The sequence below is a fragment of the Polaromonas sp. P4_F6 genome (assembly GCF_056401275.1).
In genome coordinates this window covers 255,202-272,130 of sequence record NZ_JBFUJQ010000002.1, presented here as the reverse complement: position 1 = coordinate 272,130, position 16,929 = coordinate 255,202, and the positions used below count along the sequence as shown (strand labels likewise).

General features: G+C 66.7%; 17 protein-coding genes. 14 read left to right on the top strand and 3 right to left on the bottom strand.

Annotation, left to right across the window (positions count from 1 at the left end; genetic code table 11):
* The first annotated feature begins 13 nt into the window (after positions 1-13).
* The 5 genes from AC1DUN_RS07185 to AC1DUN_RS07165 are packed head-to-tail and all read left to right on the top strand — an operon-like array spanning position 14 to position 4,390.
* Complete coding sequence (locus tag AC1DUN_RS07185) at positions 14-373, top strand: hypothetical protein (protein ID WP_477713364.1); 360 nt, start codon at positions 14-16, stop codon at positions 371-373.
* Positions 370-1,509, top strand: coding sequence for a hemin-degrading factor (locus AC1DUN_RS07180; protein WP_477713363.1), 1,140 nt, complete (start codon positions 370-372; stop codon positions 1,507-1,509). Before AC1DUN_RS07185 ends, AC1DUN_RS07180 begins: the two co-directional genes overlap by 4 nt.
* 50 nt (positions 1,510-1,559) lie before the next feature.
* Positions 1,560-2,492, top strand: a complete 933-nt coding sequence (locus AC1DUN_RS07175; RefSeq protein WP_477713362.1) for a heme/hemin ABC transporter substrate-binding protein — start codon at positions 1,560-1,562, stop codon at positions 2,490-2,492.
* A complete protein-coding gene (locus AC1DUN_RS07170; protein ID WP_477713361.1) occupies positions 2,489-3,547 on the top strand; it encodes a FecCD family ABC transporter permease in 1,059 nt (352 codons plus the stop codon). The genes AC1DUN_RS07175 and AC1DUN_RS07170 overlap by 4 nt, the downstream gene beginning before the upstream one ends.
* Before the next feature lie 3 nt (positions 3,548-3,550).
* The gene (locus AC1DUN_RS07165; protein WP_477713360.1) at positions 3,551-4,390 is read left to right on the top strand and encodes a heme ABC transporter ATP-binding protein; all 840 of its coding nucleotides are present in this window, start codon (positions 3,551-3,553) and stop codon (positions 4,388-4,390) included.
* Positions 4,391-4,401: 11 nt separating this feature from the next.
* On the opposite strand, the gene AC1DUN_RS07160 is transcribed toward AC1DUN_RS07165, so the two are convergent.
* On the bottom strand, positions 4,402-5,187 hold the full coding sequence (locus tag AC1DUN_RS07160) for a TOBE domain-containing protein (RefSeq protein WP_477713359.1): 786 nt from the start codon (positions 5,185-5,187) through the stop codon (positions 4,402-4,404).
* Between the two features lie 115 nt (positions 5,188-5,302).
* On the opposite strand from AC1DUN_RS07160, the gene modA reads away from it, so the two are divergent.
* The 3 genes from modA to modC are packed head-to-tail and all read left to right on the top strand — an operon-like array spanning position 5,303 to position 7,858.
* On the top strand, positions 5,303-6,058 hold the full coding sequence (gene modA / locus AC1DUN_RS07155) for a molybdate ABC transporter substrate-binding protein (protein WP_477713358.1): 756 nt from the start codon (positions 5,303-5,305) through the stop codon (positions 6,056-6,058).
* Positions 6,059-6,071: 13 nt separating this feature from the next.
* The gene (gene modB / locus AC1DUN_RS07150) at positions 6,072-6,764 is read left to right on the top strand and encodes a molybdate ABC transporter permease subunit (protein ID WP_477713357.1); all 693 of its coding nucleotides are present in this window, start codon (positions 6,072-6,074) and stop codon (positions 6,762-6,764) included.
* On the top strand, positions 6,761-7,858 hold the full coding sequence (gene modC / locus AC1DUN_RS07145; RefSeq protein ID WP_477713356.1) for a molybdenum ABC transporter ATP-binding protein: 1,098 nt from the start codon (positions 6,761-6,763) through the stop codon (positions 7,856-7,858). The genes modB and modC overlap by 4 nt, the downstream gene beginning before the upstream one ends.
* Here modC and AC1DUN_RS07140 read toward each other — a convergent pair.
* Entirely contained in the window at positions 7,833-8,684 is an 852-nt protein-coding gene (locus tag AC1DUN_RS07140; RefSeq protein ID WP_477713355.1) for a dienelactone hydrolase family protein, read from the bottom strand. The genes modC and AC1DUN_RS07140 overlap by 26 nt on opposite strands.
* Before the next feature lie 93 nt (positions 8,685-8,777).
* Between AC1DUN_RS07140 and AC1DUN_RS07135 the strand changes: the two genes are divergently transcribed.
* The gene (locus tag AC1DUN_RS07135) at positions 8,778-9,761 is read left to right on the top strand and encodes a GlxA family transcriptional regulator (RefSeq protein ID WP_477713354.1); all 984 of its coding nucleotides are present in this window, start codon (positions 8,778-8,780) and stop codon (positions 9,759-9,761) included.
* A 118-nt stretch (positions 9,762-9,879) separates the two neighbouring features.
* Here AC1DUN_RS07135 and ppsR read toward each other — a convergent pair whose 3' ends face one another.
* Positions 9,880-10,701 carry a posphoenolpyruvate synthetase regulatory kinase/phosphorylase PpsR gene (ppsR, locus tag AC1DUN_RS07130; protein WP_477713353.1) on the bottom strand — a complete coding sequence of 274 codons (822 nt, stop codon included), beginning with the start codon at positions 10,699-10,701 and terminating at the stop codon, positions 9,880-9,882.
* A gap of 187 nt (positions 10,702-10,888) precedes the next feature.
* On the opposite strand from ppsR, the gene ppsA reads away from it, so the two are divergent.
* The 5 genes from ppsA (at position 10,889) to AC1DUN_RS07105 (ending at position 16,682) form a co-directional block, all read left to right on the top strand.
* On the top strand, positions 10,889-13,288 hold the full coding sequence (gene ppsA / locus AC1DUN_RS07125) for a phosphoenolpyruvate synthase (RefSeq protein ID WP_477713352.1): 2,400 nt from the start codon (positions 10,889-10,891) through the stop codon (positions 13,286-13,288).
* A 118-nt stretch (positions 13,289-13,406) separates the two neighbouring features.
* Positions 13,407-13,703 (top strand): hypothetical protein, encoded by a 297-nt coding sequence (locus AC1DUN_RS07120; RefSeq protein WP_477713351.1) that lies wholly within the window; start codon positions 13,407-13,409, stop codon positions 13,701-13,703.
* A gap of 2 nt (positions 13,704-13,705) precedes the next feature.
* Complete coding sequence (locus tag AC1DUN_RS07115; RefSeq protein WP_477713350.1) at positions 13,706-14,329, top strand: tetratricopeptide repeat protein; 624 nt, start codon at positions 13,706-13,708, stop codon at positions 14,327-14,329.
* Entirely contained in the window at positions 14,316-14,573 is a 258-nt protein-coding gene (locus AC1DUN_RS07110) for a DUF4212 domain-containing protein (protein ID WP_477713349.1), read from the top strand. Before AC1DUN_RS07115 ends, AC1DUN_RS07110 begins: the two co-directional genes overlap by 14 nt.
* On the top strand, positions 14,574-16,682 hold the full coding sequence (locus tag AC1DUN_RS07105) for a sodium:solute symporter family protein (RefSeq protein WP_477713348.1): 2,109 nt from the start codon (positions 14,574-14,576) through the stop codon (positions 16,680-16,682).
* Positions 16,683-16,929 lie beyond the last annotated feature (247 nt).

Below are 16,929 nucleotides of genomic sequence, written 5' to 3'. Positions count from 1 at the left end.
AGAAGGAAAGCGCATGAGCCAGTCTCCCGACCATGGTGCCAACGACGGCGACACCGCTGCCTCCGACGTGCAGGGCTTGCCCCCGGCGCAAGCCCTGCTGGCCGGGACGCTGGCGCTGATGACCGGCCATGCCCAGGCCTGCTGCGAAGGGCAGCGCGCCTTGCTGGCCCAAAAGATCACCGACAACCTCCTCATGCTGTCGCGCCACGTCGGCGCGCCGCCGAATTTCAGGGCCATTGCCGCCAACCTGCATCCCCTGTGGGTGCGCCTGTTGCAGCAGGGCTCCGACCAGCCACAGCAGGGGCTTTCACCTGCGGACCCTTCTGATACCCATCGCGTGCTTTGGCACACAACCCCGGAGACCCTTCAATGAGCGCAGTCCTTCAACCCCAGACGCGGCCCGACGCCGCAAGCCAGGCCGATGCCGGCACTGCTCCCCTGAACCCCGCCGCGCTGCGCGAGCGCTTTGCCGTCGCGCGCAGCAGCGGCAAGCGTGCCAAGGATGCCGCCGAGAGCCTTGGCATCAGCGAAGGCCAGGCTGTGGCCGCCCACGCGGGCACGCACGACCTTGCGCTGAAGGCCATGCCGCTCAAAGGCCCCTGGGTCGAGATCCTGCAGTCGCTGGAGTTGTGCGGCCCGGTCATGGCGCTCACGCGCAATGAAGCCACCGTGCATGAAAAAACCGGTGTCTACCGCAACATCAGCGCGCAAGGCCATATGGGACTGGCCCTGGGCGAGGACATCGATCTGCGCATTTTCTTCAGCCGCTGGCATGCCGGCTTTTACGTCTTTGAGCCGGCCAATGATCCCAAGAACCCGGCCTCGGAAAGCCTGCAGTTTTTTGACGCGCACGGTGTGGCCGTGCACAAGGTGTTCGCCCGTCCTGAGACCGATCGCGAAGCCTTCAGGGATGTCGCCAACCAGTTCAGCGACGCCGGCAAGGCTTATGCCTTCACGCCCGTTGAGCCCAAGGCCGCGCCCAAGCCCGACGCGGAAATTGACGCCGCCGCACTGGCCCAGGGCTGGAGCCAGATGAAGGACACGCACGAGTTTTTCGGCCTGATCGGCAAGGCCGGCGCCGAGCGTCAGCAGGCCTTCCGCCTGGTCGAAGGCCGCTTCACACAGAAGGCCGACCTGGGCATTGTGCGCAAGCTGCTTGATGAAGCCTCCATGGACGGCACGCCCATCATGGTGTTCGTCGGCAGCCCGGGCTGCATCCAGATCCACACAGGGCCGGTCAAGCGCATTGAACCCATGGCCACCCCGGCCGCGCAATGGATCAACGTGCTGGACGCGGGCTTTAACCTGCACCTGCGCGAAGACAGGGTCAAAAGCGCCTGGATTGTCGAAAAGCCCACGACCGAAGGCCTGGTCACCTCGGTGGAAGTCTTCGACGGCGCGGGCGAGCTGATGGCGATGTTCTTCGGCGCGCGCAAGCCCGGCGTTCCCGAGCTGCAGGCCTGGCGCGACATCGTGGCGCGCCTGCCCAGGCTCAAGGAAACTGCCTGAGCGGCTCATGACAGCGCTTTTTCGCAGCATTTCCCCACGCAAGGGCTCCCATGAAAACACCTCCATCCCCACTCCACCGGCGCGACGCCCTGCGGTATTTTTCACTGCCGGTGGTTTCCGCCGTCTCCAGCGTTTGCGGCCTGTCTGCGACTGCTGCGCGGGCCCAGGCGCCGGTGCCGGCGAAGATGCCGCGCATTGTCTCGGTGAGCGGCGCGACCACGGAAATCGTCTACGCGCTGGGCGCTGAAAAGCAACTCGTCGGCACCGACACCACCAGTCTTTACCCGGCCGCGGCCCTGCAGACGCCCAAGGTCGGCTACATGCGCCAGCTGTCGGCCGAAGGCCTGCTCTCGCTCAAACCCGACGCGGTGATAGGCACGACCGAAGCCGGCCCCCATGTGGTGATGGACCAGATCCGCAATGCCGGCGTCAAGGTGGAACTGGTCGAGGCCGACCACAGCTGGGCTGAAGTGCAGCGCAAGGTCGCCGCGGTGGGGCGGGCTACGGTTCGCGTGGCCCAGGCCACCGCGCTGCAGGCAAAACTTGACGCTCAGTGGGCCGAGGTGCTGGCGGCCGTGGCCCGCAAAAGCGGCCGCAAACCCCGCGCCATCTTTATTCTTTCGCATTCGGGTTCGCCGCAGGTGGCCGGCGAGAAAACCGCCGCGCATGCGATGCTGAACTACGCGGGCCTGGACAACGCCCTGATCACTGCCGGCAGCGCCAGCAATTTCGCCGGCTACCGCGCCATGACGCCCGAAGCGGTGGTCGCCGCCGCGCCCGACGTGATCATTACCACCACGCAAGGCATCGAGGCCGTTGGCGGGCTCGAAAAATTCTGGCAGCGTCCCGGCTTGGAGCTGACGCCCGCCTACAAACGCCGTGCGCTGGTCGCGCTTGACGCGCTCTACCTGATTGGCTTCGGGCCACGCCTGCCGCAGGCCGTGGCCGAGCTGCACCAGGCTGGGTTGAAGGCCGTCGCATGAAGGCCCTCCAGCACGGCGACCACAGGCGCTTGCCCGCGTCGCTGGTGCTTGGCGCGGGCGTGCTGCTGCTGGCCCTGAGCTTTGTGATTGGCAGCGCGCGCGGCGCGTATGCCATCAGCCCGCTGCAACTTTGGAACGTGCTGCTCGACATGCTGGCTGGTAGCACCCAGCCCACGCCTGAGCACCTGGTCTTCATGAACATACGCCTGCCGCGCTTGCTGCTGGGCGTGGCGGCAGGCGCGGCGCTGGGCATGTCCGGCGCGCTCATGCAGGGCCTGTTTCGCAATCCGCTGGCCGACCCCGGCCTCATTGGCGTCAGCAGCGGCGCGGCATTGGCCGCCGGCATGACCATCGTGCTGGGCAGCCTGTGGTTCCCTGAAATGCCGCGCACGCTGGGCAGCTGGACGCTGGTGGCTGCGGCTTTCACCGGCAGCCTGTTGGTCACCATGCTGGTGTACGCCCTGTCCCAACAGGACGGCGCGACGCGGGTCGGCCTGATGCTGCTCGCGGGCGTCGCCATCAACGCCCTGGCCGGTGCCGGCCTGGGCTACCTGACTTTCCTGGCCACCGACGAGCAGTTGCGCAACATCCAGTTCTGGCTGCTGGGCAGTCTGGGCGGCGCGCGCTGGAGCGCGGTGGCCCTCGTGTTGTCGGTGGTGACGGCGGCCGTGGGCTCGGGTATCGCGCTGGCCAGGCCGCTGAATGCCATCGCATTGGGGGAGGTGCAGGCGGCGCTGCTGGGTGTGCCGGTGGAGCGCGTCAAGCGCCTTGCGGTGCTGCTGACGGCGCTGGCGGTAGGCGCCGTCACGGCCACCACCGGCATCATCGGTTTCATCGGCCTGGTGGCGCCGCACTGCGTGCGCCTGGTGGCCGGGCCTGACCACCGCATCGTGCTGCCGGGCTCGGCCCTGCTGGGCGCGGCCCTGGTGTTGGCGGCGGACAGCGTGGCGCGCACCATGGTCAAGCCGGCCGAGTTGCCGCTGGGTGTGCTGACGGCTTTTGTCGGTGTGCCTTTCTTTTTACTGCTGCTGCGGCACTTCCGCAGCCGGGTATGAGCTATGAACGCGCGCAACCAGACTGATTTTCTGCCGCTGGCCGGCATGCTCGAAGTGGCCGGCGTGCGCGTCGAGGTGCCGGGCCGTTCGCTGCTGCAGGCGGTTTCGGCGCAGTTCATCGCGGGGCATGTTACGGCCGTGCTGGGCCCCAACGGCGCGGGCAAGTCCACCTTGATGTCGCTGCTGACCGGCCAGCGCCAGCCTTCGGGCGGCCATGTCTACCTGGCCGGCAAGGCTCTGTCCGCTCATGCCCCGGCCGAACTGGCCCGCATGCGTGCCTGCGTGGCGCAGGAAACCCAGGTCGCGTTCGAGTTCACCGTGCGCGAAGTGGTGGAGCTGGGTCGCTATCCACACCGCCGCCATCCGGGCCGTAACGAAGCTGACGTGGTGCTGCAAGCCATGCAGGCCACCGCGGTCGAGCATTTGCAGCACCGCGTGCTCAACACGCTCTCGGGCGGTGAAAAAGCGCGTGTCCACCTGGCGCGCGCGCTGGCGCAGGTGTGGGAGCCGCTGGCGGGCCAGTCCACACGCTGGCTGTTGCTGGACGAACCCACCGCCGCACTCGACTTGCAGCACCAGCACCGCATGCTGCAGCTCGTGCGCGCCTGGGCCACCGCACAGGGTGTGGGTGTGGTGGCCGTGCTGCACGACCTGAACCTGGCACTGCGCTACAGCGACCGTTGTGTGGTGCTGCAGGGCGGGCAGGTGGTGGGCAGCGGTGCCACCGCCGAGGTGCTCACGCCGCTCTGCATTGAAAAAGTCTGGGGCGTGGTGGCACACCCGGTGGCTCCGCAGGGCGGGGCGCGGGGGCCGCGCCAATACCTTTTTGAAGCACCTGTCTAGAAGCTCGGAAGTCAGGTTGACAAGGCAATCACGACAGCCGACTCGTCGATCCGTGCCTGCACAGGGCTTTTGGTTTTCAGCCCGCTGCCCGGCGCCGCAAAACCCACCAGCTGCAAGCCGCCCTCAAGCTGCAGCGACACCTCATCGCCGCCGGCGCCACGGCTGATCCGCACGGCCCGGCCCTTCAGGCTTTGCACGCCTGGCGGTGTGGGGCTTTGCGCGCCGACCACCACCGCCGTGGCCTTGCACAGCGCCAGCACGGTTTGCCCTTTTTTCAAGCCGAGCAGCTCGGCGCTGGCCTTGGTGATGCGCGAGACCAGCGCGGCGTCGCCGGCCAGCTTCAAATGCACATGCGCCACCTGGCCGCGCAGCGCCAGCTTGTCAACTTCGCAAGGCAGCTGGTTGCGCATGCTGGTGCGAACGCCCATGTTGGAGAGCGTGGGCAGCGCGCGCGGCAGCAGCAGTTCATTGGACTTGAAAGCGGCCAGCACCCGGCTGCGGGTTTCATTCAGGAGGACGGCGACCGCGAGCAATTTCTGGCCTGCCGGCGTCAGTGTCGCGCCGCCGCCGCCCGAGCCGCCCACGGCGCGCTCCACCAGCGCCACGCCGGCCAGGTTGCTCAGCGTGTCTATGGCCTGCCAGGCGGCCTTGTAGCTGACGTCGGCCTGGCGCGCCGCCTGCGAGATCGAACCGCTTTCGCCGACCAGGCGCAAGATCTCGATGCGCTTGTCGGCCGGTTCATGGCCCAAGGCACTGGCGAAGGAGGGGGCGGTGGAAGGGGCTGCGGTTTTTTTCATGGAAGGCCCGGGGGCAGGCAGCGCTATTCTAAAATAGAATAGCGCTTGGGTAGAGGGCCGGCTGCCAGGGCCGCTTCGCCCATCACTTGCCCTCTTTCAGTTCCGGAGCCTTCTGATGTCCAAAACCTTATTGCGCTGGCTGCCTGCGTTGTGTCTTGCACTGGCCTCGACAGCCGCGCTGGCCGATGACGTCCAGGTTGCCGTCGCGGCCAACTTCACCGCGCCCATGAAGCTGATCGCCGCGGATTTTGAAAAAGACACGGGTCACAAGGCGGTGCTGACCTTTGGTGCCACCGGCAAGTTCTACGCGCAGATCAGCAACGGCGCGCCCTTCGAGGTGTTCCTCGCGGCCGACGATGAAACCCCCGCCAGACTGGAGAAAGAGGGCGCCGCCGTGAACGGCAGCCGCTTCAGCTATGCCACCGGCAAGCTGGTGCTCTGGTCGGCGCAGCCCGGCCTGGTCGACGCGCAGGGCGATGTCCTGAAAAAGGGCGACTTTAAAAAGATCGCCATCGCCGCGCCCAGGCTCGCGCCCTATGGCGCAGCCGCCGTCGAAACCATGAACAAACTGGGCCTGCAGGCCCAGCTGGAGCCCAAGCTGGTGCAGGGCGAAAGCATAGGCCAGGCCTTCAGCTTTGTCTCCACCGGCAATGCCGAACTCGGTTTTATCGCGTTGTCGCAAGTCTATGAGGGCGGCAAGATCAAGTCGGGCTCGGCCTGGATCGTTCCCGACAACCTGCACAGCCCCATCCGCCAGGACGCGGTGCTGCTGGCCAGGGCCAAGGACAGCAAGGCCGCGGCGCAGCTGATGGCCTATCTCAAGACAGACAAGGCCAAGGCGGTCATCCGTTCCTTCGGCTACGAGCCCTGAAGCACGGCCGGCCATGCTGGATACCGCAGGACTGCAGGCACTCGCGCTGACCTTGCGGCTGGCGGCGACCACCACCTTGGTGTTGCTGCTGGCCGGAACGCCGCTGGCCTGGTGGCTGGCGCGCACGCGCTCCTGGCTCAAGGGACCGGTGGGCGCGCTGGTGGCCTTGCCGCTGGTCCTGCCGCCTGTGGTGCTGGGCTTTTACCTGCTGGTGCTCATGGGCCCGAACGGGCCGGTCGGCCAGCTCACGCAGTCGCTGGGCTGGGGCCTGCTGCCTTTCAGTTTTGCCGGCCTGGTGGTCGGCTCGGTCCTGTACTCCATGCCTTTTGTGGTTCAGCCGCTGCAAAACGCTTTTGAAGCCCTGGGCGAGCGGCCGCTGGAGGCCGCCGCCACCTTGCGGGCCTCGCCGTTGGACACCTTCTTCAGCGTGGTGCTTCCGATGGCTCGGCCCGCCTACCTGACGGCCGCCGTCATGGGCTTCGCGCACACGGTCGGCGAGTTCGGCATTGTGCTCATGATGGGCGGCAACATTCCCGGCAAAACGCGTGTGATGTCGGTGCAGATCTATGACCATGTGGAGGCGCTTGAATACAGCCAGGCGCACTGGCTGGCCGGCGGCTTGCTGGTGTTTTCCTTCCTGGTGCTGCTGGCGCTCTACACCTTGAATACCCTGCAGCCGGGACGGCGCAAAGGGCAGGGCGCATGAAGCCCGCTGTCCCTGCGGAAGACGGCATCACCGCATCTTTCCGCCGCGCCTTCACCGGCTTTTCGCTCGATGTGTCACTGGCCGTGCCGGGGCGCGGCGTGACGGCCATCTTCGGCCCGTCGGGCTCCGGCAAGACCAGCCTGCTGCGCAGCATCGCCGGGCTGGAGCGCGCGGGCAGCGGCTACCTCGCCGTTAACGGCGAGCTCTGGCAGGACGATGCCGCCGGCATCTTTTTGCCGGTGCACCGGCGCCCGCTGGGTTATGTGTTCCAGGAGGCCAGCCTGTTTGAGCACCTCGACGTGGCCCGCAACCTGGACTTCGGCCTGCGCCGTGTGCCGCCGGCGCAGCGCCGTGTCTCGCTCGAGCAAGCCATAGCACTGCTGGGCCTGCAGGCGCTGATGCAGCGCATGCCTGCCACCCTCTCGGGCGGTGAGCGCCAGCGCGTGGCGATCGCCCGGGCACTGGCCACCAGCCCGCGCCTGCTATTGATGGACGAGCCCCTGGCCTCGCTGGACCTCGCCCGCAAGGCTGAAATCCTGCCTTACCTGGAGCGCCTGCATGACGAACTCGACATGCCCGTGCTTTACGTGAGCCATGCGCCCGACGAGGTCGCCCGGCTGGCCGACCACCTGGTGCTGCTGGACGCCGGCCGGGTCACGGCTTCGGGCCCCACGCGCGAACTGATGACGCGGCTGGACCTGCCGCTGGCGCACGGCGATGCCGCGGCCGCGGTGCTGGACGCCGTGGTCAGCGCCGTCGAGCCCGACTGGCACATGAGCCATGCTGAGTTCCCCGGCGGCCGCATCAGCCTGCTCAACCCCTCGCTGCAGGTCGGCCAGCGCGTGCGCGTGCGCATCCAGGCGCGCGACGTGAGCCTCACGCTGGCGCGCCAGGAGGGCACCAGCGTGCAGAACATCTTCCCTGTCATCGTCACCGGCCTGGCGGCCGACAGTCCGGGCCAGCTCATGGTGGGCCTGGACGCCGGCGGCAGCGCGCTGCTGGCCCGCATCACGCAGAAGTCGGCCCAGGCACTGCGATTGCAGCCGGGCAGCCGCGTGTTCGCCCAGGTCAAGGGCGTGGCGGTGCTGGGCTGAGGCGCTCGGCGAAGAAGGCCAGGATTTCATCGCGCGCCGCCAGCGTGGGTTGGCCCGCCTCATCGACCAGGTGGGCCGTCACCACGCTGTGCGGTGTGGGCACATGCCGGGCGAAGAAAGGCGGCACCTCGGTATTGGCGGCGCTGTCCGGCAGCACCCTGCCCACAAAACGCTCGCCCAGGGCCTCGGCATAGGCCGCAAAGCGCTGGGCCCGGCAAAATTTGTCGCCTTCGAATCGGTAGGCCAGCACGGTGAGCTTTTCCTGGTCAAGCCGCCGGCGCACCGCCTGGAGGTCGGTGGGCGAGATCTCCAGGCCCGCCGGGTCGTTGAGCGGCAGCGAGGGCTGCGACAGCACAGGCGCCAGCACCGCGGGCTCCAGCATCATGGAGAGCGCGAAGTTGCCGGTCCAGCACATGCCGATGGCGCCCACGCCGGGCCCGCCGCATTCCTGGTGCGCCAGCCTGGCCAGCGCCATCAGCCATTGCGTCACCGGGCTGGTCTCATTGGCGCGCAGCGCGCGGAACTCGGCGCTGACGCAGGCACGCTGGAAAACGGCAGCGCCCTCGTCGGCGCCGGGCACCGCGCCGTCGCGGCCGAACAGCGAAGGCATGTAAACGGTAAAACCTGCATCGCGCACCCAGCGGCTGAAACGCGCGACCTGCGGGCTGATGCCTGGCATCTCGGTCATGACGATCACGGCCGGGCCGGAGCTGGCCACGTAGACTTTTTTGGCCACGCCGTCCAGCGTGATGGCGCGGGCGGTGAAATCTTCAAGCGCATCGTCCTCATTCATGCTGCGCTGTGCGGGGGAGTGGGAGTGGGCCATGGTCGTGTTTTCGGGGTGGAAAGCCTGCATTGGACGCGGCCGGCGGCTAAACTGCGAGTGTCTGTTTAGACATCTTTAAAGCTTTTTCAGTCAATGACCGATTTCACCGTCCTGGTGCTGCCCGGGTCTTTCGCGGCCAGCGTGGCCGCCACGCTCGACGTGCTGCAGGCGGCGGCCACACTGGCGCCGCGGCTGAAGCTGGCGCGCCCCGGCTGGCGCGTGCTGTCGCCCTCCGGCGGCGCCGTGCCCCTGAGCAGCGGCATGCGCCTGGACACCGTGGCCCTGCCCAGACGCCGGCGCGCCGACACGTCGACCTGGATCATCCCGGGGCTGGGCCTGGACAACGCCCAGGCGGTCGCGGCCGGGCTGGCGGGCGCGGATGCGCAGCGCGCCATCCAGGCCGTCACCGCACACGCGGCGCGGGGCGGCCGTGTCGCGGCTTCCTGCTCGGCGGTGTTTTTGCTGCAAGCGGCAGGCCTGCTGGCCGGGCGCCGCGCCACGACGTCCTGGTGGATGGCGGCCGAGCTGCGGCGGCTGGAGCCACGCTGCATCGTGGACGCCGACCGCATGGTGTGCGCCGACGGCCCCGTGAGCACGGCGGGCGCCGCTTTCGCGCAGACAGACTTGATGCTTCACCTGCTGCGCACGCAGTTCGGCGCGGGGCTGGCCGATGCGGTGGGGCGCATCCTGCTGATAGATGGGCGGCAGGCGCAGGCGCCTTTTGTGCTGCCGGCCATGCTCTCCAACGGCAACGAACTCGTGGCCCGGCTGATGGCGCGCATCGAATCGGCCCTGCCACAGCCACCCAGCGTCGAGGCACTCGCCGGCGAATTCGCGATGTCGCAGCGAACCCTGTCGCGCCGTGTGCGCGAGGCCACGGGCCAGAGCACGCTGGCGCTGGTGCAAAGCGTGCGGCTCAACCGCGCCCGCATGCTGATTGAATCCAGCCGCATGAGCATAGAACAGGTGGCCGGGCAGGTGGGTTATGAGGACGCGACGGCCTTACGGCGCCTGATGCGCAAGTCGGCGGGCGCCAATCCCAGCCGCTATCGCAGGACGCAGGCCGGTTCGCCCTAAGTAACAGCGTAACAGCGGGTTTCATTTCGGCCTGTGCGCTGCGGGAACTGCGTATCGACGCTGCCCGCTGCTTGGACGCATGAACCCCGGTCAGGGGCCGGCCGACTACCCGCCCGGCTCAGTACTCGAGCCGTTCCGGCCGGATTTCCTGCAGGATGGTGGTCGAAATCTCTTCGATCGACTTGGTGGTCGTCGAGAGCCAGCGTATGCCTTCGCGCCGCATCATGGCCTCGGCCTCGTGGATTTCCTCGCGGCAGTTCTCCAGGCTCGCGTATTTCGAGTTGGGCCGGCGTTCGTTGCGGATCTGGCTCAGGCGTTCCGGCGCGATGGTCAGGCCGAAGATCTTCTTGCGGTGCGGCACCAGCGCCGGCGGCAGCTGCCGTCGCTCGAAGTCCTCGGGAATCAGCGGGTAGTTGGAGGCTTTCAGGCCGTACTGCATGGCCAGGTAGAGCGAGGTCGGCGTCTTGCCGCTGCGGCTCACGCCCACCAGGATCACGTCCGAATTTTCCAGGTCGCGGTTGCTCTGGCCGTCGTCGTGCGCCAGCGAGAAATTGATGGCCTCAATGCGGTCGTCGTATTCCTTGCTCTTGGAGGCATCCGAAAACCGGCCCACCCGGTGGTTGGACTTGATGCCCAGCTCGCCCTCCAGCGGCGCCACGAACATGCCGAACATGTCCAGCAGCATGCCATTGCAATGGGTTTTGATGACGGCCAGGATTTCCATGTTGACCAGCGTGGTGAAGACGATGGGCCGTTTGCCCTCGACTTCGGCCGTGTGGTTGATCTGCCGTATTGCCTGGTGGGCCTTGTCCACGCTGTCGATAAAGGGCAGGCGGACGTGGCGCGGCTTGAATTCAAACTGGGCCAGGATGGCGTTACCAAAGGTTTCCGCGGTGATGCCGGTGCCGTCGGAGATGAAAAACACGGTGCGTTGGGACATGGTGGGTATTTGGCTGATTGAAAGCTGGGTGAAAGCCTGACGCGGCGCATCCGGCGGCGGGCCCCTACAATTGGGCCAATTATCCAGTTTGCCACGCCATGCCCCGCCACAACCCCCTAGAACAACAACAAGGTTGCCTGCCGCGCATGGCGAATTCCCCGGTTTTTAAACCTCCCGGAGTATTTTCATGTCCAAGCTGTTTGAGGCGACCGCCCTGGTCGTACCGTTTGAAAACCTGAGGATGACAGACGTCGAGGCCGTTGGCGGCAAGAACGCCAGCCTCGGCGAGATGATCTCGCAACTGCCCACCGGCCCCGAGGGCGTGCGGGTGCCCACCGGATTCGCCACCACGGCCCACGCTTTTCGCGTGTTCCTGGCCCATGACGGGCTGGACAAAAAAATCAACGGGGTGCTGGACGCGCTCAACACCGACGACGTGCGCGCCCTGGCCGACGCCGGCGCCAAGATCCGCGCGCTGGTCGAGGCCCAGCCTTTCCCGGCCGACCTGGAAAAAGCCGTGCGCGACAGCTTTGCCGTCTTGAGCGCCGGCAACGCCCAGGCCAGCTTTGCGGTGCGCTCCTCGGCCACGGCCGAGGACCTGCCCGATGCGTCGTTTGCCGGCCAGCAGGAAACTTTTTTGAACGTGGTCGGCATCGAGGACGTGCTGCACAAGATGAAAGAGGTGTTCGCCTCGCTCTACAACGACCGCGCCATCAGCTACCGCGTGCACCAGGGTTTTGCCCATTCCGACGTGGCGCTGTCCGCCGGCATCCAGCGCATGGTGCGCAGCGACAAGGGTGCGGCCGGCGTGATGTTCACCATAGACACCGAAAGCGGCTTTGAGGACGTGGTCTTCATCACCTCCAGCTACGGCCTGGGTGAAACCGTGGTGCAAGGTGCCGTCAATCCCGACGAGTTCTATGTGCACAAGCCCATGCTCAAAGCCGGCAAGCGCGCCGTGATCCGCCGCAACCTGGGCTCCAAGCTGCTGCAGATGGAGTTCGCCACGCCGGAAGAGAAAAAAGCCGGCGGCAAGCTGGTCAAGACCACCGACGTGCCGACGGAGCTGCGCAACCGCTATTCGCTGACCGACGACGACGTCGAGCAACTGGCCCGCTACGCGCTCATCATCGAGGCGCATTACGGCCGTCCCATGGACATCGAATGGGGCAAGGACGGCACCGACGGCCTGCTCTACATCCTGCAGGCCCGCCCCGAGACAGTGAAGAGCCAGGCCAAGGGCAAGGCCGAGCAGCGCTACAAGCTCAAGGGCACCGGCACGGTATTGGCCGAGGGCAGGGCCATCGGCCAGAAAATCGGCACCGGCCCGGTGCGCATCGTGCACGACATCAAGGACATGGACCAGGTGCAGGCCGGCGACATCCTCGTCACCGACATGACCGACCCGAACTGGGAGCCGGTGATGAAGCGCGCCAGCGCCATCGTCACCAACCGCGGCGGGCGCACCTGCCACGCGGCCATCATCGCGCGCGAGCTGGGCATTCCGGCCGTGGTCGGCTGCGGCGACGCTACCGAGACGTTGAAAGACGGCATGCTGGTGACGGTGAGCTGCGCCGAAGGCGACACCGGCAACATCTATGACGGCCTGCTCGAAACCGAGGTGACCGAGGTGCAGCGCGGCACCATGCCGCCCATCAACCTCAAGATCATGATGAACGTGGGCAACCCGCAGCTGGCCTTCGACTTCTGCCAGATGCCCAACCACGGCGTGGGCCTGGCGCGTCTGGAGTTCATCATCAACAACAACATCGGCGTGCACCCCAAGGCCATCCTGGAGTACCCCAACATCGACGCCGACCTGAAAAAAGCCGTGGAAAGCGTGGCCCGCGGCCATGCCTCGCCGCGCGCCTTCTACGTCGACAAAGTGGCCGAAGGCATCGCCACCATAGGCGCGGCCTTCTGGCCCAAGCCGGTGATCGTGCGCCTGTCGGACTTCAAGTCCAATGAGTACCGCAAGCTGATAGGCGGTTCGCGCTACGAGCCCGAGGAAGAAAACCCCATGCTGGGTTTCCGCGGCGCGGCACGCTACCTGAGCCCCGATTTCGCTGAGGCCTTCGCGATGGAGTGCGAGGCGCTCAAGCGCGTGCGCAACGACATGGGCCTGAGCAACGTCGAGGTCATGGTGCCCTTTGTGCGCACCTTGGGCCAGGCCAAGGCCGTGACCGAGCTGCTGGCCAAACACGGCCTCAAGCGCGGCGAGCAGGGCCTGAAGATCATCATGATGTGCGAGGTGCCCAGCAACGCGGTGCTGGCCGACCAGTTCCTCGAGTACTTCGACGGCTTCTCCATAGGCTCCAACGACCTGACCCAGCTCACGCTGGGTCTGGACCGCGACTCGGGCCTGGACATCCTGGCCAAGGACTTTGACGAACGCGACCCGGCGGTGAAGGCCCTGCTGAGCCAGGCCATCAACGCTTGCAAGCGCGCCGGCAAATACGTCGGCATCTGCGGCCAGGGCCCCAGCGACCATCCCGACTTCGCCCTGTGGCTCAAGGAGCAGGGCATAGGCTCCATCTCGCTGAACCCCGACACGGTGATGGACACCTGGAAACAGCTGGCCGGCTGAGCCAGGCCTGCCGCGCCCACCGAGGGAAAACCCCCGGTGGCCGACGCCCCCGCGGTAAGCAATTGGCAAGTCCTCCGATGACAATCGGAGGCACTGCCCTTCCTGTCTGCCATCAGCCATGCTTGCCGTCGCCATCACCGCCAAACTGCTAGCTGAAATTGCGCTGCTCGCGCTGGCCGGCCAATGGGTGCTGGGCATGCTGGCTGGTGCGGGGCGCGGCGGCAACCCGTTCTACCGCCTGCTGGAACTGCTGGGCCGGCCCTGGGTGAGGGCGGTGCGCTGGATCGCCCCACCCGTGGTGCTCGACCGCCACCTGCCTTTGGTGGCCTTCCTGGTGCTGGCGCTGGTCTGGCTTGCGGCGGCCATCACAAAAGTCCGCATCTGCCTGGAAATCGGGGTGGCGCTGTGCAAATGAAGATGAGCCTGCCGCTTGCACCCGCCCTGCAGTACCACTTGCTGAAAGCGCAGGCCTTGCTGCTGCTCGCGGCGGGCAAGCGCGCGGCCGCCTTGCCGAAGTTCGCGAGGATGTTGCGCCTGCGGCCGGCCGACCCTTATGCCCTGGCCAGCCGTGGTCATGTGCAGGCGCAGCTGCAGCTTACGCAGGAGGCGATTGACAGCCTGCGGCAACTGACCGACGCCTGGCCGCAGCAGGCCGCGGGATGGTTCAACCTGGGCTATGTATTGCAGCAGGCCGGGCGCCATGAGGAGGCTGGCCCCGCCTTCGAGCGCGCGCTGGCGCTGGACCCGCGCCTGGACCGGGCCTGGTACGGCCTCGCGCTGGTGCGTATCCACCAGCAGCGCTGGCAGGAGGCCGCCCAGGCGTTGGAGCGCAACACCGCGCTGCAGCCGCTGGGGCCTTATGGCTGGTACCGGCTCGCGCAGGTCTGGCTGGCGCTGGGCGAGCCGGACAAGGCACGCAAGGTCATCGCCCACCTGCGCCGTTTCGAACCGCGCGTGGCCGCGCAGCTGGAACGCGAAAACACCGCGGCACTGCAGGCGGGCAGGGGAGCCACCGGTGAGGCAGGCCATGCAGCCCGCTGACAGCCACCGCCGCTACTGGCGCAAGACTCTCGTGGTGACGGCCTTGCTGCTGCTGCTCTGGTTCAGCGTGACCTTCGGTGTCAGCTACTTCGCGCGCGCGCTGAATTTCCGGTTTTTCGGCTGGCCTTTCAGCTTCTGGGTGGGCGCGCAGGGCGCTTTGCTGGTGTACTGCCTGATCATCGGCTTTTATGCCTGGTATATGAACCGGCTCGACATCGAACACGACGTGGCGGACGGGGACTAGATGGCCGGCTTCTTCGGTTCACGCGACGGGGTCATGCTGTCCAGCCAGCAGTTCAAGGCGCAGCTCAACCGCGTCTACCGCTGGTACACCGTGGGCCTGGTGGTGTTCGTGCTCATCCTCGCGGGCCTGGAGCGCATGGGCCTGCCGCGCCTGTGGATAGGCACGGCCTTTTTGCTGGCCACCATAGGCCTGTACGCGGGCATAGGCATCATGAGCCGCACCACCGACGCCGGCGAATACTATGTGGCGGGCCGGCGTGTGCCGGCGGTCTACAACGGCATGGCCACCGGCGCCGACTGGATGTCGGCCGCCTCCTTCATCGGGCTGGCCGGAACGCTCTACCTCACGGGCTACAGCGGCCTGGCCTTCATCATGGGCTGGACCGGCGGCTACTGCCTGGTCGCGCTGGTGCTGGCGCCTTACCTGCGCAAGTTCGGCCAGTTCACCATTCCCGACTTCCTGGGGGAGCGCTATGGCAAGCTGCCGCGCCTGCTTGGTGTGGGGGCGGCCATCCTGTGTTCCTTCACCTACCTGGTCGCGCAGATTTACGGCGTGGGCCTGATCACCTCCTACCTGACCGGCATCGCCTTCGAACTGGGCATTTTCCTGGGCCTGGGCGGCATCCTGGTGTGCTCCTTCCTGGGCGGCATGCGCGCTGTGACCTGGACGCAGGTGGCCCAGTACATCATCCTGGTGGTGGCCTACCTGATCCCGGTGGTGTGGCTGTCGGTCAAGCAGACCGGGGTTCCGGTGCCGCAACTGGTGTATGGCTTGCAGCTGGAGAAAGTCAGCGCCAAGGAAAAAGAGCTGGCTGCGGATCCCAAGGAATTGCAGGTGCGTGAGCTGTTCCGGCAGCGCTCCGAGGCGCTGTCCGGCAAGCTGGTCCACCCGGCCGAGGCGCTGGCCGCCGACAAGCTGGCCGCCGCCAAACGCATGGAGCAGCTCAAGGGCGGCAATGCCTCGGTGGCCGAAATCACCTCGGCGGCCAAGACCCTGGCTGCCATGCCCAGGGACGAGGCGGCGGCCGTCAAGGCCTGGACGGCGGCCAAAGCCGCAGCCGAGGTCAAGACCCAGCCGCTCAACGGCATGCCCGCCCATGCTGCGCAGTTCTCGGGCGACCCCGAGGGCACACCCCGGGAGCAGGAGGCCTACGATACCTCGCGCCGCAATTTCCTGGCCCTGGTGTTCTGCCTCATGGTGGGCACGGCCGCCTTGCCGCATATCCTGATGCGCTACTACACGGTGCCCAGCGTGCGTGAGGCGCGGCAGTCGGTCACCTGGTCGCYGTTTTTCATCTTTTTGCTGTATTTCAYGGCGCCGGCCCTGGCCGTTCTGGTGAAGTACGAAGTCTTCACCGTGCTGGTCGGCACGCGTTTTGACCAGCTGCCGTCCTGGGTCGGCGCCTGGAGCCGGGTGGACGCCAGCCTGCTGTCGGTGGCCGACATCAACCGCGACAACATCCTGCAGCTCAACGAAATGACCATAGGCGGCGACATCATCGTGCTGCTCACGCCCGAGCTGGCGGGCCTGCCCTATGTCATTTCGGGCCTGGTGGCGGCCGGTGGGCTGGCCGCGGCGCTGTCGACCGCCGACGGCCTGCTGCTGACGATCGCCAACGCGCTGGGTCACGACCTCTATTACAAGATGATCGATCCCAACGCCTCCACCGTGAGCCGGGTCACGGTGTCCAAGATCCTGCTGCTCATCGTGGCCCTGCTGGCGGCCTATGTGGCGGCGCAAAAGCCGGCGGACATCCTGTTCCTGGTGTCGGCGGCGTTTTCCTTCGCCGCCGCCTCCTTTTTCCCGGCGCTGAGCCTGGGCATCTTCTGGAAGCGCGCCAACGGCATGGGCGCCGTCCTGGGCATGGTGTCGGGCCTGGGCGTGACGTCTTACTACATGTTCACCAACCAGCCCTGGCTGCGCGCCACCTTCGGCATCAGTTCGCCGGTGCAGCTGTGGTGGGGCATAGACCCGATTTCGGCCGGCCTGTTCGGCGTGCCTGTGGGTTTTGCCGTGATGGTGCTGGTGAGCCTGCTCACCCCGGCGCCCAGCCAAAAAATCCAGGAGCTGGTCGAATACATCCGGTATCCGGACCTAAAACGCCTCTAAAACCCGGCCGGAGCGGTTATTCGAGGGTTTTTTGGCGGTTTTTAGGGCCTTTCCCCAAAAAATGGGCAGAGCCTGCCTGATCCCCCGTCTTTACCAGCATGAGCCGTGGAACCGGCTTTGCCGGGCCACAGGCGGGCGGCCCCCTCGGGGGCAGCGACCCACACGAAGCGGGGGGAGCGTGGGGGCATGCTATACTCTTGGGCTTCGCCTTGCTGCACCCTTAACGACGCTGGGGCAGCTTTTATCA